The organism is Nocardioides hungaricus, assembly GCF_054782915.1.
The window spans coordinates 338515-360444 of the sequence record NZ_BAAGRO010000016.1 but is presented as its reverse complement, the minus strand read 5'-3'; the positions used below and the strand labels follow the sequence as shown (position 1 = coordinate 360444).

Annotated in this window: 19 protein-coding genes; 10 read left to right on the top strand and 9 right to left on the bottom strand. The window is 73.7% G+C overall.

Annotation, left to right across the window (positions count from 1 at the left end; all coding sequences use genetic code 11):
- The first annotated feature begins 3 nt into the window (after window positions 1-3).
- Window positions 4-693 (top strand): pirin family protein, encoded by a 690-nt coding sequence (locus tag ACYVKX_RS06745; protein WP_460829973.1) that lies wholly within the window; start codon window positions 4-6, stop codon window positions 691-693.
- A complete protein-coding gene (locus ACYVKX_RS06740) occupies window positions 690-1193 on the top strand; it encodes a hypothetical protein (RefSeq protein ID WP_460829972.1) in 504 nt (167 codons plus the stop codon). The genes ACYVKX_RS06745 and ACYVKX_RS06740 overlap by 4 nt, the downstream gene beginning before the upstream one ends.
- A gap of 62 nt (window positions 1194-1255) precedes the next feature.
- Here ACYVKX_RS06740 and ACYVKX_RS06735 read toward each other — a convergent pair whose 3' ends face one another.
- Entirely contained in the window at window positions 1256-2227 is a 972-nt protein-coding gene (locus ACYVKX_RS06735) for a diacylglycerol/lipid kinase family protein (RefSeq protein WP_460829971.1), read from the bottom strand.
- On the bottom strand, window positions 2224-3819 hold the full coding sequence (locus ACYVKX_RS06730) for an FAD-binding oxidoreductase (RefSeq protein ID WP_460829970.1): 1596 nt from the start codon (window positions 3817-3819) through the stop codon (window positions 2224-2226). Before ACYVKX_RS06730 ends, ACYVKX_RS06735 begins: the two co-directional genes overlap by 4 nt.
- 17 nt (window positions 3820-3836) lie before the next feature.
- On the opposite strand from ACYVKX_RS06730, the gene ACYVKX_RS06725 reads away from it, so the two are divergent.
- From ACYVKX_RS06725 to ACYVKX_RS06710, 4 genes are all read left to right on the top strand, one after another.
- On the top strand, window positions 3837-4439 hold the full coding sequence (locus ACYVKX_RS06725; RefSeq protein ID WP_460829969.1) for a TetR/AcrR family transcriptional regulator: 603 nt from the start codon (window positions 3837-3839) through the stop codon (window positions 4437-4439).
- Window positions 4436-6007, top strand: a complete 1572-nt coding sequence (locus ACYVKX_RS06720; protein WP_460829968.1) for a glycerol-3-phosphate dehydrogenase/oxidase — start codon at window positions 4436-4438, stop codon at window positions 6005-6007. The genes ACYVKX_RS06725 and ACYVKX_RS06720 overlap by 4 nt, the downstream gene beginning before the upstream one ends.
- Window positions 6004-6984 (top strand): sigma-70 family RNA polymerase sigma factor, encoded by a 981-nt coding sequence (locus tag ACYVKX_RS06715; protein WP_460829967.1) that lies wholly within the window; start codon window positions 6004-6006, stop codon window positions 6982-6984. Before ACYVKX_RS06720 ends, ACYVKX_RS06715 begins: the two co-directional genes overlap by 4 nt.
- A gap of 68 nt (window positions 6985-7052) precedes the next feature.
- A complete protein-coding gene (locus ACYVKX_RS06710) occupies window positions 7053-8066 on the top strand; it encodes a helix-turn-helix transcriptional regulator (RefSeq protein ID WP_460829966.1) in 1014 nt (337 codons plus the stop codon).
- Window positions 8067-8182: 116 nt separating this feature from the next.
- Here ACYVKX_RS06710 and ACYVKX_RS06705 read toward each other — a convergent pair whose 3' ends face one another.
- Window positions 8183-9451: an MFS transporter gene (locus ACYVKX_RS06705; protein WP_460829965.1), complete on the bottom strand. Its 1269-nt coding sequence runs from the start codon at window positions 9449-9451 to the stop codon at window positions 8183-8185.
- A 298-nt stretch (window positions 9452-9749) separates the two neighbouring features.
- Window positions 9750-10712, bottom strand: a complete 963-nt coding sequence (locus ACYVKX_RS06700; protein WP_460829964.1) for a DUF2332 domain-containing protein — start codon at window positions 10710-10712, stop codon at window positions 9750-9752.
- Between the two features lie 57 nt (window positions 10713-10769).
- Between ACYVKX_RS06700 and ACYVKX_RS06695 the strand changes: the two genes are divergently transcribed.
- Window positions 10770-11741, top strand: coding sequence for a hypothetical protein (locus ACYVKX_RS06695; RefSeq protein WP_460829963.1), 972 nt, complete (start codon window positions 10770-10772; stop codon window positions 11739-11741).
- 6 nt (window positions 11742-11747) lie between these two features.
- Here the strand turns inward: ACYVKX_RS06695 and ACYVKX_RS06690 are convergent, their stop codons facing one another.
- On the bottom strand, window positions 11748-13205 hold the full coding sequence (locus tag ACYVKX_RS06690) for an NAD-dependent succinate-semialdehyde dehydrogenase (protein WP_460829962.1): 1458 nt from the start codon (window positions 13203-13205) through the stop codon (window positions 11748-11750).
- A 323-nt stretch (window positions 13206-13528) separates the two neighbouring features.
- On the opposite strand from ACYVKX_RS06690, the gene ACYVKX_RS06685 reads away from it, so the two are divergent.
- Window positions 13529-15634 (top strand): elongation factor G-like protein EF-G2, encoded by a 2106-nt coding sequence (locus ACYVKX_RS06685; protein WP_460829961.1) that lies wholly within the window; start codon window positions 13529-13531, stop codon window positions 15632-15634.
- A gap of 26 nt (window positions 15635-15660) precedes the next feature.
- Here ACYVKX_RS06685 and ACYVKX_RS06680 read toward each other — a convergent pair whose 3' ends face one another.
- The 3 genes from ACYVKX_RS06680 to ACYVKX_RS06670 form a co-directional block, all read right to left on the bottom strand.
- On the bottom strand, window positions 15661-17535 hold the full coding sequence (locus ACYVKX_RS06680) for a penicillin-binding transpeptidase domain-containing protein (protein WP_460829960.1): 1875 nt from the start codon (window positions 17533-17535) through the stop codon (window positions 15661-15663).
- A 120-nt stretch (window positions 17536-17655) separates the two neighbouring features.
- Window positions 17656-19356 (bottom strand): DEAD/DEAH box helicase, encoded by a 1701-nt coding sequence (locus ACYVKX_RS06675; protein ID WP_460829959.1) that lies wholly within the window; start codon window positions 19354-19356, stop codon window positions 17656-17658.
- Window positions 19357-19414: 58 nt separating this feature from the next.
- On the bottom strand, window positions 19415-19561 hold the full coding sequence (locus ACYVKX_RS06670) for a hypothetical protein (protein WP_460829958.1): 147 nt from the start codon (window positions 19559-19561) through the stop codon (window positions 19415-19417).
- Window positions 19562-19726: 165 nt separating this feature from the next.
- On the opposite strand from ACYVKX_RS06670, the gene ACYVKX_RS06665 reads away from it, so the two are divergent.
- Both ACYVKX_RS06665 and ACYVKX_RS06660 read left to right on the top strand, forming a co-directional pair.
- Window positions 19727-19870, top strand: a complete 144-nt coding sequence (locus ACYVKX_RS06665; protein WP_460829957.1) for a hypothetical protein — start codon at window positions 19727-19729, stop codon at window positions 19868-19870.
- Window positions 19871-20023: 153 nt separating this feature from the next.
- The gene (locus tag ACYVKX_RS06660; protein ID WP_460829956.1) at window positions 20024-20614 is read left to right on the top strand and encodes a YceI family protein; all 591 of its coding nucleotides are present in this window, start codon (window positions 20024-20026) and stop codon (window positions 20612-20614) included.
- 50 nt (window positions 20615-20664) lie between these two features.
- Here ACYVKX_RS06660 and ACYVKX_RS06655 read toward each other — a convergent pair whose 3' ends face one another.
- Complete coding sequence (locus ACYVKX_RS06655; protein ID WP_460829955.1) at window positions 20665-21876, bottom strand: acyl-CoA dehydrogenase family protein; 1212 nt, start codon at window positions 21874-21876, stop codon at window positions 20665-20667.
- Between the last annotated feature and the right edge of the window lie 54 nt (window positions 21877-21930).

The following is a 21930-nucleotide window of genomic DNA, read 5'->3' as shown; positions in this document are numbered from 1 at the left end:
CAGATGAGCGTGGAGATCCGCCGGGGAACCGAGCGTTACCTCACCCGCGGGCAGGGATATTTCACCCGGCACTCGTTCTCCTTCGGCGCCCACTACGACCCGGGCAACGTCGCGTTCGGCCCGCTGGTCTGCCACGACGACCACCGGCTCACGGCCGGCGCCGGCTTCCCGGACCACGAGCACCGCGATGTCGACATCGTCACCTGGGTGCTGTCCGGCTCGCTCCTCCACAGCCACATCTCAGGGGACTCGGCCGGCCACGACGGCGTCGTGCGGCCGGGCGAGGTGCAGGTGCTGTCGACCGGCTCCGGCGTCACGCACGCCGAGATCGCCGGGCCGGAGGGGCAGGTGCGGTTCGTGCAGGCGTGGCTGCGCCCCGAGGAGAGCGGTACGCCGCCGGCGTACTCGGTCACGCCGGTCCCACTCGTCCCCGGCGAGCTGTCGCCGGTCGTGGCCGTGGGCACCGCGGAGCTGCTGGTCGCCGGGCTCGGCGCCGGCGACACCGTCACCCTGCCCGACGCGCCGCTCCTCCACGCGTTCGTCGCGGGCGGCGCGCTCACCCGGTCGTCGCTGGCCGAGCCGCTCGCCGACGGCGACGCGTTCCGGATCGCCCGCCCCCGGAGTCAGCCGAGCCCCCGGCTGTCCGTGACCGCCGCGGTGCCCACCGAGCTGATGGTGTGGACGTTCGGATGACCGGCCGCGCGCTGCTGCTCCCCGGACGGCTCTACACCGTCGACCTGCCACTGCTCGCGTCCACTGGCGAGGCGCTGTCGCGGCACGGGTTCGCGGTGCGCCCGGTCAGCTGGACCGCGCCCGACCCGGTGCCGACCGACGGCGCGTGGGTCGGCGAGCGCGCCGCCGAGGCGATCGGCGACGACCCCGGCCCGTGGCTGTTCGCCGGCAAGTCGCTCGGCACCCGGGTCGTCCAGTCTTCGGTCCGAGCCGACGCCTACGTGCTGCTCACCCCGATCCTGTCCGACCCCGCCCACGCGGCCGCCATCGCGCAGCGGGTCACGGACGGCGTCCCGGTCCTCCTCGTCGGCGGCACCGGCGACCCGTTCTGGTCCTCGGCCGCCTCCCGCTCGACCGGTGCCGAGGTGTTCGAGGTCCCCGGCGCCGACCACGCGATGCTCGGCTCCCACGACGAGGTCGCCCGGGCCGTCGCCGCGTTCGTGGCCGGCCTGCGCTTGTAACGCCGGGTTACCGCTTGTTCCCACGGTGTTGCAACCTGGTGGGAACAAGAAGTAACCCGGCGTTACATGGGGGAGCAGAGGACCGCCAGCGCCCCGGGGACGACCTCGACGACCGCAGGCGCGGCGCCGAGCTGGGGCAGCGGGCCGAGCGGCTCGCCGTCGGCGCCCATCGGGATGGCCGAGCGGGAGGTGCCGCGGACCTCCACCTGCCTGCCGGAGAGCACCGTCACCTCGGCCAGCGAGACGTGGGCGCCGTCGTAGACCTGCGGCAGCGAGCGCATCAGGGCCAGCCGCGAGGCGGCCTCGATCACGACGACGTCGAGCACGCCGTCCTCGACCGAGGCGGACGGCGCGATCTTCATGCCCTTGCCGTAGTACGCCGAGTTCGCGACGACGACCGTCGCCGCGGCGTACTCGTGCTCGATGCCGTCGACCGCGACCCGGTAGCGGCCGGGCTGGTAGGTCGCGAGCGAGCGGAGCGCGGCATAGGGGTACTGCAGCCGGCGCGGCAACCAGGTCGCGCGGTCCACGATCTCGGCGGCGCGGGCGTCGACGCCGGCGTACACCGAGCCGGCCACCACGCGGCGCGAGCCCGCGACGGACACCGCGAGCAGGTCGACTCGCCGCACCTGACCGCCCAGCAGCAGCTGCGCCTGGTCGGCGGGCGAGTCCGGCAGCCCCAGCATCCGGGCGAAGTCGTTGCCGCGGCCGGCAGGGAGTACGCCGAGCGTCCCGCCGCGCGCGGAGACCAGCCCGGCGAGCGAGGAGAGCATGCCGTCGCCGCCGACGGAGACGACCACGTCGCCGCGGCCGACCGCCTCGTCGACGAGCGCGACCATCGCGTGCGGGCCGGGCGAGTAGGTGACGTCGACGGTCGCGCCGGCCTCGCGCAGCAGCCGGGCGACCGGCACGACGGCACCGGGTGCGGCGCCGCCGCCCGAGGCGGGGTTGACCAGGAAGGTGAAGGAGCGACGCCTTTCCGGGGTCCCCGCGGAAAGGGGAGCGAAGCGAGGCTTTTCGTGGGGTGATTTCACGGGATCAGCACCCCCGGGTTGAGGATGCCGGTGGGGTCGAGGTCGGCCTTCACCGCGCGCAGCACCGAGACGCCGAGCGGCCCGACCTCCCGCGCGAACCACGGCTTGTGGTCGGTGCCGACCGCGTGGTGGTGGGTGATGGTCGCGCCGGCCGCGATCATCGCGTCGCTCGCCGCGGCCTTCGCCCGCCCCCACTGCGCCAGCGGGTCGGCGGCCTCCTTCGCGGCGACGGTGAAGTAGAGCGAGCAGCCGGTCTCGTAGACGTGCGAGATGTGGCACAGCACGATCGACGGGTCGCCCGGAGAAGGACTCAGCGCGCTCGTCAGCGCGGCCCGCACGTCGGCGTACAGCCGATCGAGGTTCGACCAGAAGGTCGCCGTCTCCAGGGTCTCCACGAGGACGCCGGCGTCGAGCATCGAGTCCCGGAGGTACGGCGCGTCGAACCGCCCCTGCGCCCACCTCTCCCCCGGCGCGGTGCCGGCGCCCTCGCCGCCGCGGCCGGCCAGCACGGCGGTGACCGCGGCCCGCTTGGCCTCGACCGCGGCCGGGTCGCCCTCGTAGCCGGTGACCATCAGGCAGCCCGCGGATCCGGACCCCCCGATGGCCCCCGGGTCGGCGAGGTTGATCGCGGTCTCGGACTCGTCGGAGAGGCGGATCGTCGTCGGCAGCAGGCCGGACTGCGCGAGCGTGCGCATCGCGGCGGCGCCGTCGGCGAAGGACGGCCAGCGCCAGCCCTCGTAGACCTTCGTCTCGGGGAGCCTGCGCACCCGGACGGTCACGGCGGTGATCACGCCGAAGGTGCCCTCGGAGCCGAGGAAGAGCTGGCGCAGGTCGGGTCCGGCGGCGTTGGCCGGCGCGCTGCCGAGGTCGATCCGGCCCCGCGGCGTGGCCACGGTGAGGCCGACGACCAGGGAGTCGAAGCGGCCGTACCCGGCGCTGGACTGGCCGCTGGAGCGGGTGGCGGCGAAGCCGCCGATCGAGGCGTACTCCCACGACTGCGGGTAGTGCCCGAGCGTCAGCCCCTCGGCCGCCAGCAGCGCCTCCGCCTCGGGCCCGCGCAGCCCGGGCTCGAGCACGGCGGTCATCGAGACGTGGTCGACCGAGACCAGCCGCCTCATCCGCACGAGGTCGAGGCTGAGCACCCCGGCGTACCCCTCGCGAGCGGCGACCAGGCCGCCGGTGACCGAGGTGCCGCCGCCGAACGGGACGACGGCGAGGTGGTGCTCGACGGCGATGGCGAGCACGGCCGCGACCTCGTCGTGCGAGCCCGGGCGGACGACGGCGTCAGGTGCGTCGGCGAGGTCGCCGGCACGGGCGCGCAGCAGGTCCGGCGTCGACTTGCCGCGGGTGCGCAGCCGGCGGGTCTCGTCGTCGGTGCGGACGTGCTCCGCGCCGACGGCGGCGGCGAGCGCCGCCAGCACCGCCGTGTCGATCACCGGCGCGGCGAGCGGCGGCGCCTCGACCGCGGGGCGGTCGTCGACCCCGAAGACCAGCTCGACCAGGCCGCGGGTGGCCTCGGGGAGGGCGGCGGCGCGGGCCGGGTCGCCCCAGCGGGAGGGATGCATCTCGACGCTCTGCTGATTCGACGACATGCGTTACACTGTGACATATGACGTCACTTCGTCACAACACCGAGGACAGACCCGAGCCCCGCGACGCGTATCTCGACGCGGCGCGCGACTGCATCCTCGACGTGGGCTGGCGGCGTACGACGCTCACCGAGGTCGCCCGCCGCGCCGGCGTCTCGCGGATGACGATCTACCGCACCTGGGCGGACATGCCGCAGCTGCTCGGCGACCTGATGACCCGCGAATGGGGGGCGGTCGTCGCCGCGAGCCTGGCCGAGCGGGACCCGGACACCCCGACCGTCGAGCGCCTCGTCGGCGACATCGTCGGCACCGTGCAGCGGCTGCGCGAGAACGAGCTGTTCGTGCGCATCGTGGACCTCGACCCCGAGCTGATCCTCCCCTACCTCTTCTCCCGTCGCGGCCGCTCGCAGGACGGCATCCTCGAGCTCACCGTCGCCGCGCTCCGCGAGGCCCAGGCCGAGGGCGCCGTCCGCGACGGCAGCCCGGACGCGATGGCGCGCGCGATGCTGCTCGCCGCCCACGGGTTCGTGCTCTCGGCGCACACCATGGTCGACGACCAGGTCTCCGCCGAGGAGCTGGACGCCGAGCTGGCGCTCGCGCTGACGAGGAGCCTCGAGCGATGAGCGAGCGCATCACCCCCGGCCTGGCCGGGGCGCCCACCGACGTCGACCTCGTCGTGATCGGGCTCGGCATCACCGGCGCCGGCGTCGCGCTCGACGCGGTCACCCGCGGCCTCTCGGTGCTGGCGGTCGACGCGCACGACCTCGCCTTCGGCACCTCGCGCTGGTCCTCGAAGATGGTGCACGGCGGCCTGCGCTACCTCGCCCGGGGCCAGGTCGGCGTCGCCCACGAGAGCGCGGTCGAGCGCGGCATCCTGATGGAGGTCACCGCTCCCCACCTGACCCGGCCGATGCCGATGCTGGTGCCGCTCTCCTCGAGCGCCAGCCGCGTCCAGACGCTCCTCACCCGCAGCGGCCTGGTCGCCGGCGACCTGCTCCGCCGCGGCGCCGGCACCGCCGCCAGGACCCTGCCGAAGCCGCGCCACCTCACCGCCACCGAGGCGCTCCGCCTCGTGCCCGCGCTCCGGCCCGCCGGACTGCGCGGCGCGATGCTCGGCTGGGACGGCCAGCTCGAGGACGACGCCCGGCTGGTCACGACGGTCGCCCGGACGGCGGCGGCGTACGGCGCCCACGTGCGCACGCACGCCCGAGTGCTGTCCACCACCGCGACGAGCGTCGTCCTGCGCGACGAGCTCACCGAAGAGACGCACACGGTCACCGCCCGCGCGGTCGTCAACGCCACCGGCGTCTGGGCGGACACCCTCGTCGAGGGCATCGCCCTGCGACCCAGCCGCGGCACCCACCTGGTGCTGCGACAGGACTCGCTGCCCGGCCTCACCGTCTCGGTGTTCTGTCCGGTCCCGGGCGAGACCAACCGATACGTGCTGGTCCTCCCCCAGCCCGACGGCACCGTCTACGCCGGCCTCACCGACGAGCCGGTCGAGGGCGAGGTGCCCGACGTGCCCGAGCCGTCGGAGCCCGAGATCGGGTTCCTGCTCGACGTCGTCTCGGCGGCGTTCTCCCACCAGCTGCACCGCGGCGACGTCGTCGGGGCGTACGCCGGGCTGCGACCGCTCCTGCACTCCGACGACGGCTCCACGGCCGACCTCTCCCGCAGGCACGCGGTCCTCACCAGCTCCTCGGGCGTGATCACGGTCGTCGGCGGCAAGCTCACGACCTACCGCAAGATGGCCGAGGACGCGGTCGACGCCGCCGTCGAGCACGTCCGCCTCGAAGCCGGCCCGTGCCGCACCCGCAGCCTGCCGCTGCTCGGCGCCGCCTCCCGGGAGGAGCTGGCCGCGCTGGAGCTGCCGCCGCGGCTGGTCCGCCGCTTCGGCACCGACGCCGCGCTCGTGCTCGACGACGCCCGCGAGCTGACCGGGCTCGCCGACGAGGAGCTGCTCGCGCCGATCGCCGAGGGCGTCCCGGTCACCCTCGCCGAGCTGGTCTTCGGCGTCACCCACGAGGGCGCGGCCGACGTCGACGACCTGCTCGATCGCCGCACCCGGGTCGGGCTGGTCCCGGCCGACCGGGCGCTCGCCGTACCCGCTGCCGAGAGGGCGCTGCGGCTCGCCGCGGCGGGGAGGCGGATCGACGCCGGTCCTCTTCTGCACGAGGATGGAGCCCCATGACGACGACCGAGCTCGACGACTTCCCCACGCTGACCCAGCGCTACCAGCGCGAGCTGCTCGCGCACTGCTACCGGATGTCCGGCAGCGTGCACGAGGCCGAGGACCTGGTGCAGGAGACGTTCCTGCGCGCCTGGAAGGCCGCCGGTGCGTTCGAGGGCCGCTCGTCGGTCCGCACCTGGCTGTACCGGATCGCGACCAACGTGTGCCTGACCAGCCTCGAGGGCCGGCCGCGCCGGCCGCTGCCGGCCGGCATCGGGACGCCCGAGGCGATCGCCGGCGACGCGCTCGAGACCGACCACGAGATCGCGTGGCTGGAGCCGGTGCCCGACGCGGCCGTCGTCGTCGCCGAGCGCGACTCGATCCGGCTCGCGTTCGTCGCGGCGCTCCAGCACCTGCCGGCCCGGCAGCGCGCGGTGCTGATCCTGCGCGACGTGCTGCGCTGGTCGGCCGCCGAGGTCGCCGAGGCGCTCGACACCTCGACCGCGGCCGTGAACTCCGCCCTCCAGCGCGCACACGCGCAGCTCGCCGAGCGCGGCCTCACCGAGGACACCGTCCGCGACGAGCTCACGCCCGCGCAGGAGCGGCTCCTGGAGAGGTACGTCGACGCGTTCTGGCGCAAGGACATCGACTCGATCGTCGGCCTGCTCACCGCCGAGGCGACGTGGGACATGCCTCCGTTCACGAGCTGGTTCAAGGGCGCGGAGGACATCGGCTGGCTGATCGGCAGCGAGTGCCCCGGCGGCGCCCACGACATGCCGATGCTGCCGACCCGGGCCAACGGCCAGCCGGCGTACGGCCTCTACATGCGCACGCCCGAGGGCGACTTCGCCCCGTTCCAGCTCCAGGTGCTGGAGCTCGACGGCGACCGGGTCAGGCATGTGTCGGCGTTCTTCGACCACACCCTGTTCGAGAGGTTCGGGCTGCCGGCGCGGCTGCCCGCCGACCACGAGCCGGCGTCGCTCCCAGACCGGACCTGACTGGACCGCTGGCCCCGGTTCGCCGCGTTCCGGCACGCCGCCCTGCCGGCGTTCCTAGGGTGGCACCCATGCTGACGCCCCAGGCGGATCTCGCCGAGGCCTCGGCTCGGGACGACCGCCGCCTCTCGCACGACCTGCTCACCCGCGCGTTCGCGCGCGCCCGCGCCGGCGAGGTCACCGCCGCGCTCGCCGACCTCGAGGACGCGCGCCGGCGCCACTGGACCGAGCTCGACGACCTGCACCGGGCGGCCCTGCTGACGACCGCGCTCGACTGCCGGCTCGCGCGCGGCGAGCTGGACGAGGCGTACGCCGTCGGCGAGTCGATCCGCCCGATGCTGGACCGGCGCGGTCTGATCGGCGCAATTGCGCACTTCGGCCGCGGCGAGCTCGCGGCGGCGGCCGGCGACCCCGAGACCGCGTGCGGACACTACGCCCGCGTCGGCGCGCTGACCGCGCTCGACGACGACCCCTACCTGCTGCCCTGGCGCGCGGCCGCCGCCCTGGCCTCGGTCCGGATGGGCCGCCGCGCCGAGGCCGTCGTGCTGGCGCGCGAGCACCTGACGCTCGCGCGAGGGGCGTGCTCGCCGTACGCGATCGCCCAGGGGCTGCGCACCCTCGCGACCGTCGACGTGCACACCGACCGCACGGACGCACTGGGCGAGGCCCGGGCCGCCCTGGCCGCCACGCCGGCCGCGCGACTGGCCGCGCAGATCGACACCGACCTGGCCGGGCTGCTGCTCCTGTCCGGTCGCGACGACGAGGCCCGCGAGGCGCTGGCGCTGCTCCGCGCCGCCGAGGACTACGCCGGGCGCGAGGAGCTGTGGCCGCTGCAGGGACGGGTACGCCGGCTGCTCGACCGGATGGGCGAGCCCGCCCGCCCCGTGCTGGGCGAGGCGCTCGCCGCGCTGACCACCGCCGAGCGCCGGGTCGCCCGGCTGGCCGCGACCGGGCTGACCAACCGCGAGATCGCCGGCGAGCTGATCGTCACCGTCAAGGCGGTCGAGTGGCACCTCTCGCACGTCTACCGCAAGCTCGGCATCCGCTCCCGGTCCGCGCTGGCCGGCAGCCTCGGCGTGGCCTGACCCGGGTGAGTGGCTGTCGGGATCCCCGGTCAGCCGGGGAAACCTGACGTTGTCGGCCGTTGCAACCCCTGACAACGTCAGGGATCCCCGGTCAGCCGGGGATCCCGACACACACCTCACAGCGGATGCGCAACCTCGTCCCGCGGCAGCCGGGCGGCCAGGATCGCCACGATCGCGGCGACCGCCGGGACGACGCCGGCGATGAGGAACGTGGTGCGCAGGCCGAGGGCCTCCGAGACCGGGCCGGCGATGGCCATCGAGATCGGCATCAGGCTGATCGAGACGAAGAAGTCGAGCGAGGCGACCCGGCCGAGCAGGTGCGGCGGCACCCGGCGCTGGAGCAGCGTCCCCCAGATCACCATCGGCGCGGCGAAGACCAGGCCGAGCACGAACGCCGCGGCCACGACCTGCCAGATCTGGGTCGCGACGCCCATCACCACCATCGGGAGGCAGCCGAGGCCCCACATCAGGTTCATCGAGGTGAGATAGCGGCGCGGCAGCCGCAGCGAGGCCATCACGAGGGAGCCGACGGCGCCGCCGATGCCGAACGCCGCCAGCACCTGGGCGTGGTTGCCCGGGCCGCCGCCGAGGCGGTCCTTGATCAGGAACGGCACCAGCACCTCGAGCGGGCCCATCGTCACGAAGACCATCACCGAGGCGAACAGCAGCGTCGCGAGCAGCCACGGCGTGCGCCACATGTAGGCGAAGCCCTCCCGCAGGTCATGCCACACCGTCGACGGGCCGGCGTCGGCCTCGCGGCGGACCGGGGTCAACGGCACCGTCGTCAGCGCGAGCAGCCCGGCGAGCGCGGACAGCGCCGCGACCGTGAGCGCGGCGCCCGGCGAGGCGGCGCCGACCACGGCGCCGGCGACCGCCGGGCCGACCGCCTGGCCGATCGTGGGGCGGATCATGCCCTCGAAGCCGTTGACCTGGAGCAGGTCCTCCTCGGGCACCAGCGCCGGCAGCCACGCGGAGTACGCCGGGTAGTAGAACGCCATCGCCGCGCCGATGACGAAGCCGACCAGTCCCAGCTGCCAGATCGCGGTGACGCCGGCGACCGACAGCAGCGCGACCGTGCCCATGCAGAGGAGCTCGATCGCCGCGACGCCGAGCAGGATCGCCTTCTGGGGCACCCGGTCGGCGACCACGCCCCCGAGCAGCGCCGGCAGGATCACGCCCACCGCGCTCGCGGTCGCGACGACCGAGAGCTGCGCCGGCCCGCCGCCGATCCGGATGACCTCCCACACGAGCCCGACCGTCCACACGCCGCCGGCGAACGTGGCGAGCACGAGCGCCACGGCCAGCCGCCGGTACGCCGCATGGCGGAACGGGTGCAGGGCGCGCGGCAGCCTCCGGCTCGTGGCAGGCTCGCGAACGTCGGTCATCACTCCTCCTCGCAGCCAGTCTGGACGCAACGACCGACAACGCCCACCGATTTCATCGCGGGGTCAGCACGCGTCGGGTTTCACCGGCTGACCGGAGAAACCCGACCGACACGCCGACGAGGCACGGCGTGTCGGTCGGGTTTCGGCGGACAACCTCGGGGCGGAGCAGCTCGCGCGCCCGGTCGGAGGCGACCGGGGGACTCCAGCTCGAGCTCGAGGACGAGGCGCTCGGGGGACCGAACTCGTGCAGTCGCACGGCGCGCACGTGACCATCCGACAAGCTCCCGTCGACTCCAGGTCAAGCGAGCCAGCGGATCCAGCTCCCGTGGCCGTGCGCCAGCGCAACCGCCCGCCCGTCGATGCCGAGCACGAACCCGCGCGCGTCGTCCGGCACGGCGGCCGTCGCGGTGACGGCCGGCAGCACCTGCGGCGCCTCGTTGCTGACCCAGTGGCACCGCCCGTCGGCGACGAGCCCGGCCATCAGCTCCTGGAGCCGGTCCCGCTCCGCGGCCGAGAGGTACGCCGCCACGGCACTGTGGAACACCACGACCGTCCCGTGGCGGCCGGCCTCGGCCACCAGCGCGGGCAGCTCGTCGAGCAGGTCGCCGCGGACCAGCCGGGGCGGGTCGGCACGGGCGACCTCGATCGCCCGGACCAGGCGCGCGCGGCGTTCGTCGTGCTCGGGCCAGACCAGGTTCGTCAGCCAGCGCATCTGGTCGGCGTCGGTGACGTCGAGCGGGTTGAGGTCGACGCCGCCACGCCAGGAGATCGCCGGCACGGACGAGGGCAGCGGCGCCGGCCCGGAGACGGCAGCGGCGAGCAGCGGGCCGACCCCGATCTCAGAGCCGCCCCACGAGTAGGAGTAGCGGTCGGGGAACAGGTTGAGTCCGGCGCTGGCGCCGACCTCGATCAGCGCCAGCGGCCCGTCGAACCGGGCGAAGGCCGGCACCAGCGTCGCCAGCCGGCCGACCTCGTTGGTCTGGGTCGACCGCGTCAGGATCGTGTCGACGACGACACCGTCGTCGCCGAGCAGGACGTCGCGCAGCCCGGCGTACGGCCCCGGCGCGGGCACACCGTGCCAGCGGGCGGCCGCGAAGACGAGGTTCGGCTGCTGCTTCGACAGCGGCAGCCGCTCGATCCAGGCGAGCACCTCGGCATCCTCGGCGACCCGGGTCGCCCAGTCGTCGAAGCAGGGCGAGTAGCCCCGCGCGTCGAGGGCGAAGGCGCGGTACTGCTCCGCGGCGGAGGCGGTGAGGTCCATGACGTTCATTGTCGATTCCCGCCCGCGGACCCGCCCCGATGGGTCACCATTCTCCGCATGGGAACCTTCGGGGGGCGAAGGGCGGTCGTGCGCGCACCCGCCCTGGTCGTGGCTGCGGTGCTGCCGCTCGCGCTCCTCGGCGCCTGCTCCGGCGCGCTCGACCAGGCGAACACGGTGCAGACCCGCCTCAACCGGATCGACCAGGTGACCTCGTCGAAGGTCGCCACGCCGTCGGCGGACACCGGCGCCGCGATCACGGTGACCTACAACGACGCGAGCTCGGTGCGCGAGCTGAGCCGGCTGATCGCCGCGATCGACCGGGTCGCCGACGAGCAGGACTACCCGTCGTACCGCCTCGACCTGGTGCCGGCCGAGAACGACGCGGACCGGCTGACGGTCGACGACTCGTTCGCGGGGAGCTCCGACGAGGCCGAGGTGCTCGGCAACTGGCTCACGACGACCGCGGCCATGCTCGGCAGCGTCCGGTACCGCTTCGAGCCGGGCCTGGAGTCGATCGAGCTCGACTCGGGCGCCGGCATCCTGCCCGACGTCGGCGAGGCCAGCCGGATCGGCTACGGCTTCGACGACACGGTCTGGACCTTCCGCACCGGCGACAGCGCGTTCGTGGTCGCCGGCCGCGTGTCGCCGACCGACGTGACCCTGTTCCAGGGCACCGCGCGCACGGTGGCCTCCGGGGTCCTCCCCGCCCCCGCGTCGACCTGGCGGCTCGAGCGCCGCGACGGGCACGTGCTGCTCGACCTCCGCGTCGCGTTCCCGGGCGGATCCGTGGCGCCCGACCGGCTCACCATCGGGCGGTACGGCGAGGACGTCGAGCGCCTCGCCGGCGCCGCGATGACCGCGGTCGGCGTGGCCGGGCTCCCCGTCACGATGCGCCTGGTCAACCCGGCCCCGGACGGCGACGACGTCTTCGGCTACTGGTCGTCGGACGACCGGCCGGTGCGCGGCCGCGACCCGCTGATGCGCGGCTGGGATGCCTGGCTGGTCCAGCTCGCGCAGCAGCGGACTTGAGCGGGATCAGCCCGCCGGCAGGGCGACGTACGTCGTCTCGAGGTACTCCTCGATGCCCTCGAAGCCGCCCTCGCGGCCGAAGCCGCTCTGCTTCATGCCGCCGAAGGGGGCCGCCGGGTTGGAGATCAGGCCGGAGTTGATGCCGACCATGCCGAAGTCCAGCGACTCGGCGACGCGGATCGTGCGGGCCAGGTCGCGCGTGTAGACGTAGGACGCGAGGCCGTACTCGGTGTCGTTGGCCCGGCGGACCGCCTCCTCCTCGGTCTCGAAGGTGGAGATCGGCGCGACCGGGCCGAAGATCTCCTGCACGTTGATCTCCGCGTCGACCGGTACGTCGAGCAGCACGGTCGGCGGGTAGAAGTAGCCCGGGCCCTCGGGCGCGGTGCCGCCGGTCACCACGCGCGCGCCGCCGTGGATCGCGTCGGTGACCAGCTGGCCGACGCTCTCGACGGCCGACTCGTCGATGAGCGGTCCGACGTCCACGCCCTCGGTCTGGCCGCGGCCGACGGTGAGGCCGCCCATCCGCTTGCCGAGCTTGTCGGCGAACTCCTCGGCGACCGAGGAGTGCACGAGGAACCGGTTGGCGGCGGTGCAGGCCTCGCCCATGTTGCGCATCTTGGCGACCATCGCGCCGTCGACGGCGGCGTCCACGTCGGCGTCCTCGAAGACGAGGAAGGGCGCGTTGCCACCGAGCTCCATGCTCAGCCGCTGGAGCTGGTCGGCGGACTGCCGGACCAGCACCTTGCCGACGCCGGTGGAGCCGGTGAAGCTCACCTTGCGCAGCCGGTCGTCGCCCTGGAGCGCCTGGCTGAACTCGCCGGTGTGGCTGGTCGTGACGACGTTGAGCACGCCGCCGGGCAGGCCGGCCTCGGCGAGCACCGCGGCCAGCGCGAGCATGGTCAGCGGCGTCTGGCTGGCCGGCTTGACGACCATCGTGCAGCCGGCGGCGATGGCCGGCCCGATCTTGCGGGTGCCCATCGCGAGCGGGAAGTTCCACGGGGTGATGAACAGGCACGGGCCGACCGGCTTCTTGATCGTGAGCAGCCGCGAGCCGCCGGCCGGCGCCTGCATCCAGCGGCCGTGGATGCGGACGGCCTCCTCGGCGTACCAGCGGAAGAACTCCGCGCCGTACCCCACCTCGCCCCGGGCCTCGGCGACGGTCTTGCCCATCTCCAGGCTCATCAGGTGCGCGAAGTCGTCGGCGCGCGCGGTGATCGCCTCGAACGCCGTCCGCAGAATCTCGCCGCGCTCGCGCGCCGGCGTCCGCGCCCACGACTCCTGGGCCGCGACGGCGGCGTCGAGGGCGTCGAGCGCGTCGGGGACCGAGGCGTCCGCGACGTCGGTGAGCACCGAACCGTCGGCCGGGTCGATCACGTCGAGGCGCCGGTCGCCCTCGGCCGCGCGCCAGGTGCCGCCGATGTAGAGCCCGCGCTGGTCCGGGCCGAGGAGGTCGAGTCCGTTCATGGGGCCATCTTGGCACCCCGGAACGAGGGAAACGCTGACAGGTCATCCGGGACGTGCCACGCTAGGCAGGTCGACTTCGGAGGGAGCACCTAGTTGTCGGCAAGAACCCCTTGCTGACCCCATGCAGCGAGGGGTTCGTCCCTTCCCGGGCCGCTCCGGCACACCCCCTCGTCGCCGGTCCGGCGCAGGCCGCGAAGGGGCGGGGGCCCCGGCACTGCCGGGGCCCCCGCGTCGTCCACCGCGACCGCGCTCGCACGAGAGGGGCCGAGAGACCCTTGCGCTCCCGGCCGATCGGGGGTTCTCTCGGACCAGGAGGAATCACCATGGCGGACAAGGGCGGCAGCAACCGGAGAGCAACCGGCCAAGATCTGGGGGCGAGCAGCCCGGACCGGATCCGGAACGTCGTGCTGGTGGGCCCCGCGGGCTCCGGCAAGACCACCCTCACCGAGACCCTGCTCGCCGCCTCGGGCGCGATCCCTCGCGCCGGCTCCGTGCGCGACGGCACCACCGTGACCGACTTCGAGGAGGCCGAGCACGCGCACGGGCGCACCATCTCCCTCGCGGTCGCGCCGCTGGTGCACGAGGGCACCAAGGTGAACCTGATCGACACCCCCGGGTACGCCGACTTCGTCGGTGAGCTGCGCGCCGGGCTGCGCGCGGCCGACTGCGCCCTGTTCGTCGTCGCCGCGAACGAGGGCGTCGACGAGGGCACCCGCTCGCTGTGGCGCGAGTGCGCCGCGGTCGGCATGCCGCGCGTCGTCGTGATCACCAAGCTGGACCAGGCGCGTGCCGACTACGACGGGGTGCTCCGCCAGGCCCGGGCGGCCTTCGGCGACGCCACCGGCGGCAAGGTCGTGCCGCTCTACGTGCCGATCCGCTCCGGCAGCGACATCACCGGCCTGACCGGCCTGCTGGCGCCGGCCGAGGAGACCGGGCTGCGCGGCGAGCTGATCGAGGCGGTGATCGAGGAGTCCGAGGACGAGACGCTGATGGAGCGGTACGTCGGCGGCGAGGAGATCGATGAGAAGGTGCTCGTCGACGACCTCGAGCGCGCCGTGGCGCGGGCGACCTTCCACCCCGTCGTACCCGTCTGCTCGGTGACCGGCGTCGGCTGCACCGAGCTGCTCGACCTCGCCGTGCGCGGCTTCCCGTCGCCGGCCGAGCACCCCTCCCCCGACGTGTTCCTGCCCACCGGGGCGGCCGCCGGCCCGATCGCGTGCGACCCGTCGGGCCCGCTGGTCGCCGAGGTCGTGAAGACGACGAGCGACCCGTACGTCGGACGGCTCAGCCTGGTGCGCGTCTTCTCCGGCACCCTCGACCCGGAGCAGCCGGTGCACGTGTCGGGCCACTTCGCGTCGTTCTTCGGCGCGGACGCCGGCCACGAGGACCACGACGAGGACGAGAAGGTCGGCGCGCTGTCCCACCCCTTCGGCAGGCAGCTCGCGCCGGCCGAGCAGGTGGTCGCGGGCGACCTCTGCGCGATCGGCCGGCTCAGCCGCGCCGAGACCGGCGACACCCTCTCCGGCGTCGACGAGCCGCGGGTGCTGCGGCCCTGGAGCATGCCCGAGCCGCTGCTGCCGGTCGCGATCGTCGCGCACACCAAGCAGGACGAGGACAAGCTCTCGCAGGCGCTCGCCCGGCTCGCGGCCGAGGACCCGTCGCTGCGGATCGAGAACAACGCCGAGACCCACCAGCTGGTGCTGTGGTGCATGGGCGAGTCGCACGCGGAGGTCACCGTCGAGCGGCTCACCGAGCGGTACGGCGTGCACGTCGACCAGGTGCCGTTCGTGGTGTCGCTGCGCGAGACCTTCGCCGGGCGGGCGACCGGGCTCGGCCGGCACGTGAAGCAGTCCGGCGGCCACGGTCAGTACGCCGTGTGCAGCATCGAGGTCGAGCCGCTGCCCGAGGGCTCGGGCTTCGAGTTCGTCGACAAGGTGGTCGGCGGCGCCGTGCCGCGGCAGTTCATCCCGAGCGTCGAGAAGGGCGTGCGCGCCCAGATGGAGAAGGGCTGCCGGCTCGGGCACCCGATGGTCGACCTCCGGGTGACGCTGCTCGACGGCAAGGCGCACAGCGTCGACTCCTCCGACCTGGCCTTCCAGACCGCCGGCGCGCTCGCGCTGCGCGAGGCCGCGGCGGCCACGACCGTGACCATGCTCGAGCCCTACGACACCGTCTCGGTCGTCGTACCCGACGACCTGGTCGGCCCGGTGATGAGCGACCTGTCCTCGCGCCGCGGCCGGCTGCTCGGCACCGACAAGGTCGGCGAGGACCGCACGTCGGTGCAGGCCGAGGTGCCCCAGACCGAGCTGGTCCGCTACGCGGTCGACCTACGCTCCTCCACCCACGGCTCGGGCGTCTTCACCCGGTCCTTCGCCCACTACGAGCCGATGCCCGAGGACGTCGCCCGCACCCTGCCCGCGCGCGGCTAATGCGGCCGGCGGGGGTCGCGGCCTGGTCACGCCCCCCGCAGGAACGCCTCCAGGATCGGCCCGGCGGTGCCGGAGCCGGACGAGCCGACGTCGACGAACACCGCCACCGCGAGGTCGCCCTGCGCCGCGATCATCCAGGCGTGCGTGAGCAGCCTGCCGCCGCGCTCGAACTCGGCCGTGCCGGTCTTCGCGATCACCGGCGGCCCGGGTACGTCGAGCAGGCCGGTGCCGCTGCCGGAGGTCACCACCGCGCGCAGCATCGAGCGGAGCTGCCCGGCCTCCTGCCCGGTCAGCGGCTCGGCGTCCTCGGGCACCGACACGTCGACGGATCTCACCAGCCGGGGCACGACGGTCCGGCCGGCCTGGATCGAGGCGATCACGGTCGCCATCGCCATCGGCGACGCCAGCACCGTGCCCTGGCCGATCAGGTCGGCCGCGGCCTCGGTCCCCGAGGCGGGCGGCTCGACGCTGCCGAAGTACGCCGGGAAGCCCAGATCGTGGTCGATCCCGACGCCGAGCGTGGCGGCCGCCGCGGCGAGGTCGCCCTTGCCGAGCCTGCCGCGCTGCGAGATCACCGCGGTGTTGCACGAGTTGGCGATCGCCGTACGCAGCGCGATGTCGCCGAGCGCGCCGCTCGGGTAGCCGTCGTAGTTCTCGAACCGCTTGCCGTTCACCACCACCGACGTCGAGCACGGCACCCTCGAGTCCGGCGTCAGCCCGGCCCGCAGCAGCGCCAGGCTGCTGACGCTCTTGAACGTCGATCCGGGCGCGATCTGCCCGTAGGTGGCGACGTTGTAGCCGTCGGTGCCCGGCCCGTTCGCCGCGGCGAGGATCGCGCCGGTCGACGGGCGGATCGCGACCAGCGCGCTGGCCGGGCCGACGTCGGCGAGCAGGCCCTCGGCGAGCGACTGGAGCCGCGCGTCCATGGTCAGCCGGAGTGCCGGACCGGGCCGGGCGGCGACCCGGAACAGCTCCCTCTCGCTGCCGTCCCTGGCCACCGCGTCGACGACCACGCCGTCGACGCCGCTCAGCTGCTCGTCGTACCGCGCCTGCAGGCCGGAGAGGCCCGCGACGTCGCCGACCTGGTAGCGGTCCGGCTCCTTCTCGACCATCTCCGCGGTCACCGGGCCGACGGTGCCGAGGATCGGCGCGGCGAACCCGCGCGTCGGCGCCAGCGGGATGTCGTCGGGGACCGCGAGCGCGCCCGGGATGGCGTCGTACCCCCGCGCCACCGCCCGCGGCACGTCGTCCTTGCGGAGCACGATCGCCTCGACGAACGCCTGGTCGCCCGCGGCCCTCACCTGTTTGACGTACGGCGCCGCGTCCACGCCGACCAGACGGGCGAGCCGCTCGGCCGACTGCCCCGCCCGGGCCGCCGGGACCTGCGACCGGTCGATCCCGAACCGCACCACCGGCCGCTGGGTCACCAGCGCGACGCCGCCGGCGCCCATGATCGGCCCGCGCGCACCGCCGATCGGGGTGACGTCGAGGACCGCCGCCTTCCCCAGGCGCGGCTGGACGAGCTCGCGCGACCAGGCGACCTGCCACTCTCCGTCGCCCTCGGTGAGCTCGACCTCGGTCGTGTAGGTCCACTCGTCGCCGGCCAGCGGCCAGGTCCAGCGCAGCGCCGCGTTCGCGGTCCCACCGGCCTCCTCGGCGGCGCCCGCCGCGACGACGGGCTCGACGTCGCCCATCCCCTCGACGACCCTGCCGAGCTCGGCGGTCGGGTCCGGCGTACTCCCGGTGAAGGCGACCCCGGACAGGTCGCCGGACTGCAGCCCCGCGGCCAGCGCGTCCACCGCCTCCTGCGGATCGGGTCCGCTCGGCCGGTCCTCGGACGTGCACGCCGTCAGGCTCGTCGTGGCGAGGACGAGGACGGCGACCGGGAGGAGGGAGCGCACCCCTCGGTTCTACCAGCCGCCGCCCCCGACGTTGAGTTGGGCATCAGTCCCACGCGAGTTGGGCGAGAGTTCCGGCCCAGCCGGGAACATCGCCCGACTCGACTGCGAATACGGCCCAACTCAACGGTGCTTGTGGCGGGGCTTCCTCTGACGGGCCTCGGCGCGGGGGGCGCCGGTGTCGCGCTGGAGCTCGATCAGCTTGCCGGAGATCCGGGTCTGGCGCAGGGCGTCCCAGACCTCGCCGGGCAGGTCGGCGGGCAGGTCGACGAGGGAGAAGTCCGGCCGGATCTGGATGTGGCCGAAGTCGGCGCGGCGCAGGCCGCCCTCGTTGGCGATGGCGCCGACGATCTGGCGGGGCTCGACCTTGTGCCGCTTGCCGACGTTGATCCGGTACGTCGCCATGGCGATGTCGCCGCGCGGTCCACGCCGCTCGCGGCTGACGCCGCGCTCGGGGCGGTCGCGCTCCTGACGGGGCGCGCGGACCGGCTTCTCGGCCTCGGGGTCGAGCAGCAGCGGCGTCTCGCCCTGGGCGACGACGGCGAGCGCCGCGGCGACATCGACCTCGGGCACGTCGTGCTCGCGCACGTAGTGCCCGATGATGTCGCGGAACCGCTCGATCCGGCTCGTCTGCGTGAGCGCCTCGGTGATCGCGTCGTCGAACCGCGCGAGCCGGGTGACGTTGACGTCCTCCACCGACGGCAGCTGCATCTGGGTCAGCGGCTGGCGGGTCGCCTTCTCGATGTGCTTGAGCAGGTAGCGCTCGCGCGGGGTCACGAACGAGATCGCGTCGCCGCTGCGACCGGCCCGGCCGGTGCGGCCGATCCGGTGCACGTAGGACTCGGTGTCGGTGGGGATGTCGTAGTTGACGACGTGGCTGATCCGCTCGACGTCGAGGCCGCGGGCGGCGACGTCGGTGGCGACCAGGATGTCGAGCTTGGCCGACTTGAGCTGGTTGACCGTGCGCTCGCGCTGGGCCTGCGCGACGTCGCCGTTGATCGCGGCGGCGGAGAAGCCGCGGGCGCGGAGCCTCTCGGCGAGCGCCTCGGTCTCGTTCTTGGTCCGGACGAAGACGATCATCCCCTCGAAGTTCTCGACCTCCAGGATGCGCGTGAGCGCGTCGACCTTCTGCGGGTAGCTCACCATCAGGTAGCGCTGGGCGATGTTCGAGGCGGTCGCGGTCTGGCTCTTGACCGTGATCTCCTCCGGGTCGCGGAGGTACTTCGAGGAGATCCGTCGGATCTGCGTCGGCATCGTCGCCGAGAACAGCGCGACGTTCTTGTCCTCAGGGGTGTCCGCGAGGATCGTCTCGACGTCCTCGGCGAAGCCCATGTTGAGCATCTCGTCGGCCTCGTCGAGCACCAGGAACCGCAGCTCGGTCAGGTCGAGCGTGCCCCGGTCGAGGTGGTCCATGATCCGGCCCGGGGTGCCGACCACGACGTGCACGCCGCGCCGCAGCGCACTGAGCTGCACGCCGTACCCCTGCCCGCCGTAGACGGGCAGCACGTGCACGCCCCTGACGTGCGCGGCGTAGCGCTCGAACGCCTCGCACACCTGGAGCGCGAGCTCGCGCGTGGGCGCGAGCACCAGCGCCTGCGGGGTCTTCTGCGACAGGTCGAGCCGCGACAGGATCGGCAGCGCGAACGCCGCCGTCTTGCCGGTGCCGGTCTGCGCGAGGCCGACCACGTCGCGCCCGGCCAGCAGCGGCGGGATGGTCGCGGCCTGGATCGGGGAGGGCGTCTCGTAGCCGACGTCGTCGAGCGCCTTCAGCACCTTCGCGTCGAGCCCGAGGTCGGCGAAGGTCACGGTGTCCTCGTTGCTCACCCGACAACGGTAGTGGTTGGGCGACCGGGCGCCACCTTCGTCGTCGCGGTGGGCTGGCTCACTCGGCGGTGGCGGGCCGGGCGCAGTACGCCTGGGGAGCGCCGTCGCAGCACGGCTCGATGTAGCGGCACCGCGGGCAGCGGTTGTGTGCCTGCTCGGCGTACATCTGGGTGCCGCAGCCGGGGCAGGGGAGGTCGAGCGCCACGCCCACATCCTCGCCCGGAACGGCCGAATGGAGCGGCATCCCCACGGCGCGCCGCCCGACGACCCCTGGAGTGGGGGACGCCCAGCCATTTCGGCAGTTCTCTGGCCGTCGAAGTGGGTATGAGGTACTGTAGATGAACAGAAGGTGAACGAAAGGCGTCCAACGATGAACTCCATGACCAACAACGGGGTGAACGACCTGGTGCTGAGCTGGGTCGCGGTGACGGACGTACGCGGACGCAAGCGCCTCGAGGCCCGCTGGGTCGAGGCCCCACGGACCCACGCGCCGCACGCCACCCACGCCGCCTGATCCGGCTCCACATCCACGCGCACGACCCCGCCGGCCCCGGGCCGCGGGGTCGACGCATGTCCGGACACCTTCCGGCTACCGGGAATCAACCGGACCATGGTCCAGTTGAGGTGATCAAAGGTTCAACAACGCCTACCCGACCAGGAGCACCCGATGTCGTTCTTCAACCGCCAGTCCGCCGAGCAGTTCGACGCCCCGACCACCGCCGTCGAGGACATCTCCGGCGACTACACGATCGACCCGACCCATACCCGGATCGGCTTCAGCGCCCGGCACGCGATGGTCACCACCGTCCGCGGCCAGTTCACCGAGTTCGCCGGCACCGCGCACGTCGACGCGGCAAACCCCGAGAACTCGAACGTCGAGCTCACCATCCAGACCGCCAGCATCGACACCGGCGTCGCGGACCGCGACGCCCACCTCCGCTCGGCGGACTTCTTCAGCGCCGACGAGAACAAGGAGATCACCTTCTCCTCCACCAAGGTCGAGCGCGACGGCGAGGACTGGGTCATCACCGGCGACCTGAGCATCAACGGTGTGACCAAGTCCGTCACCGTGCCCTTCGAGTTCGCCGGCTCCGCCAAGGACCCGTTCGGCAACCTGCGGATCGGCTTCGAGGGTGGCACCGCCATCAACCGCAAGGACTACGGCGTGACCTGGAACGCCGCGCTCGAGACCGGCGGCGTGCTGGTCTCCGAGAAGGTCAAGCTCGAGTTCGACGTCTCCGCCATCCGCAACGCCTGATCTCCACCCGTACGACGCACGACGGCCCGGCGCCCGAGGGAGCCGGGCCGTCACCGGATCGGCGCCCCCGACACCGAGCGGGCGATGACCAGCCGCTGGATCTCCGAGGTGCCCTCGAAGATGGTGTAGATCCTGGCGTCGCGGGCCATCCGCTCGACGGGGTACTCGCGGGTGAAGCCGTTGCCGCCGAGGATCTGCATCGCCTCCCCGGTCACCCTGACCGCGGTCTCGCCCGCGAACAGCTTCGACATCGAGCCCTCGGCGTTCTCGAACGCCCTGCCCTGCCGCGCCATCCAGGCCGCGCGCCAGACCAGCAGCCGCGAGGCCTCGATCGAGGTGGCCATGTCGGCCAGCTTGAAGGCGATGCCCTGGTTCTCGATGATCGGCTTGCCGAACTGCTCGCGGGTCTTCGCGTAGTCGAGCGCAACCTCGTACGCCGCCCGCGCGATGCCGATGGCCTGGGCGCCGACCGCGGGCCGGGTGCGCTCGAAGGTCGCCATCGAGGCGTTGCCGCGGGCGCCGTCACCCTCGTGGGCGCGGGCCAGGCGGGCGTCGAGCCGCTCCTTGCCGCCGAGCAGGCAGCGGCCGGGCACACGCACCTGGTCGAGCACGACCTCGGCGGTGTGCGAGGCGCGGATGCCGTGCTTGTGGAACTTCTGTCCCTGGCTGAGCCCCTTGGTGCCGGGCGGGACGACGAAGGACGCCTGGCCGCGGGTGCGCAGCTCCGGGTCGACGACGGCGGTGACGACGTGGACGTCGGCGATGCCGCCGTTCGTGGCCCAGGTCTTGGTGCCGTCGATGACCCACTCGTCGGCCTTCTCGTCGTAGGTCGCCCGGGTGCGCATCGCGCCGACGTCGGAGCCGGCGTCGGGCTCGGAGGAGCAGAACGCGCCGAGCTTGAGGTCGCCCGGGGTGCCGTACATCGCCGGCACCCACTCGGCGACCTGCTCGTCGGTGCCGTTGGCGCGCACGCCCGCCGCCGCGAGGGAGGTGCCGACGATCGAGAGCCCGATGCCGGCGTCGCCCCAGAACAGCTCCTCCATCGTGATCGGGAAGCCGAGCCCCGTCTCGTCGAGGGCCTGGGCGAGGATGAAGTCGACGGAGTAGATGCCCGCCTTCGCGGCCTCCTCGACCACCGGCCAGGGGAACTCCTCCCGCTCGTCCCACTCGGCCGCGGCCGGCCGGACGACGTCGGCGGCGAACCCGCGCAGCCAGTCGCGCAGGTCGAGGTGGTCCTGGTCGAGGTCGAACGAGGGCGTCACGCGACTGAGGCTACCGGCCAGTCGAGATCTCGATGCGTCCCGACCACACCGTTG

Bases quoted from the DNA above. Each gene is read 5' to 3' on its own strand.
- ACYVKX_RS06720 (WP_460829968.1), top strand. From the start codon at position 4,436: ATGAGCGAGCGCATCACCCCCGGCCTGGCCGGGGCGCCCACCGACGTC.
- ACYVKX_RS06685 (WP_460829961.1), top strand. From the start codon at position 13,529: ATGGCGGACAAGGGCGGCAGCAACCGGAGAGCAACCGGCCAAGATCTG.
- ACYVKX_RS06745 (WP_460829973.1), top strand. From the start codon at position 4: ATGAGCGTGGAGATCCGCCGGGGAACCGAGCGTTACCTCACCCGCGGG.
- ACYVKX_RS06705 (WP_460829965.1), bottom strand. From the start codon at position 9,451: ATGACCGACGTTCGCGAGCCTGCCACGAGCCGGAGGCTGCCGCGCGCC.
- ACYVKX_RS06695 (WP_460829963.1), top strand. From the start codon at position 10,770: ATGGGAACCTTCGGGGGGCGAAGGGCGGTCGTGCGCGCACCCGCCCTG.
- ACYVKX_RS06700 (WP_460829964.1), bottom strand. From the start codon at position 10,712: ATGGACCTCACCGCCTCCGCCGCGGAGCAGTACCGCGCCTTCGCCCTC.
- ACYVKX_RS06715 (WP_460829967.1), top strand. From the start codon at position 6,004: ATGACGACGACCGAGCTCGACGACTTCCCCACGCTGACCCAGCGCTAC.
- ACYVKX_RS06740 (WP_460829972.1), top strand. From the start codon at position 690: ATGACCGGCCGCGCGCTGCTGCTCCCCGGACGGCTCTACACCGTCGAC.
- ACYVKX_RS06690 (WP_460829962.1), bottom strand. From the start codon at position 13,205: ATGAACGGACTCGACCTCCTCGGCCCGGACCAGCGCGGGCTCTACATC.
- ACYVKX_RS06660 (WP_460829956.1), top strand. From the start codon at position 20,024: ATGTCGTTCTTCAACCGCCAGTCCGCCGAGCAGTTCGACGCCCCGACC.
- ACYVKX_RS06665 (WP_460829957.1), top strand. From the start codon at position 19,727: ATGAACTCCATGACCAACAACGGGGTGAACGACCTGGTGCTGAGCTGG.
- ACYVKX_RS06710 (WP_460829966.1), top strand. From the start codon at position 7,053: ATGCTGACGCCCCAGGCGGATCTCGCCGAGGCCTCGGCTCGGGACGAC.
- ACYVKX_RS06725 (WP_460829969.1), top strand. From the start codon at position 3,837: ATGACGTCACTTCGTCACAACACCGAGGACAGACCCGAGCCCCGCGAC.
- ACYVKX_RS06730 (WP_460829970.1), bottom strand. From the start codon at position 3,819: ATGTCGTCGAATCAGCAGAGCGTCGAGATGCATCCCTCCCGCTGGGGC.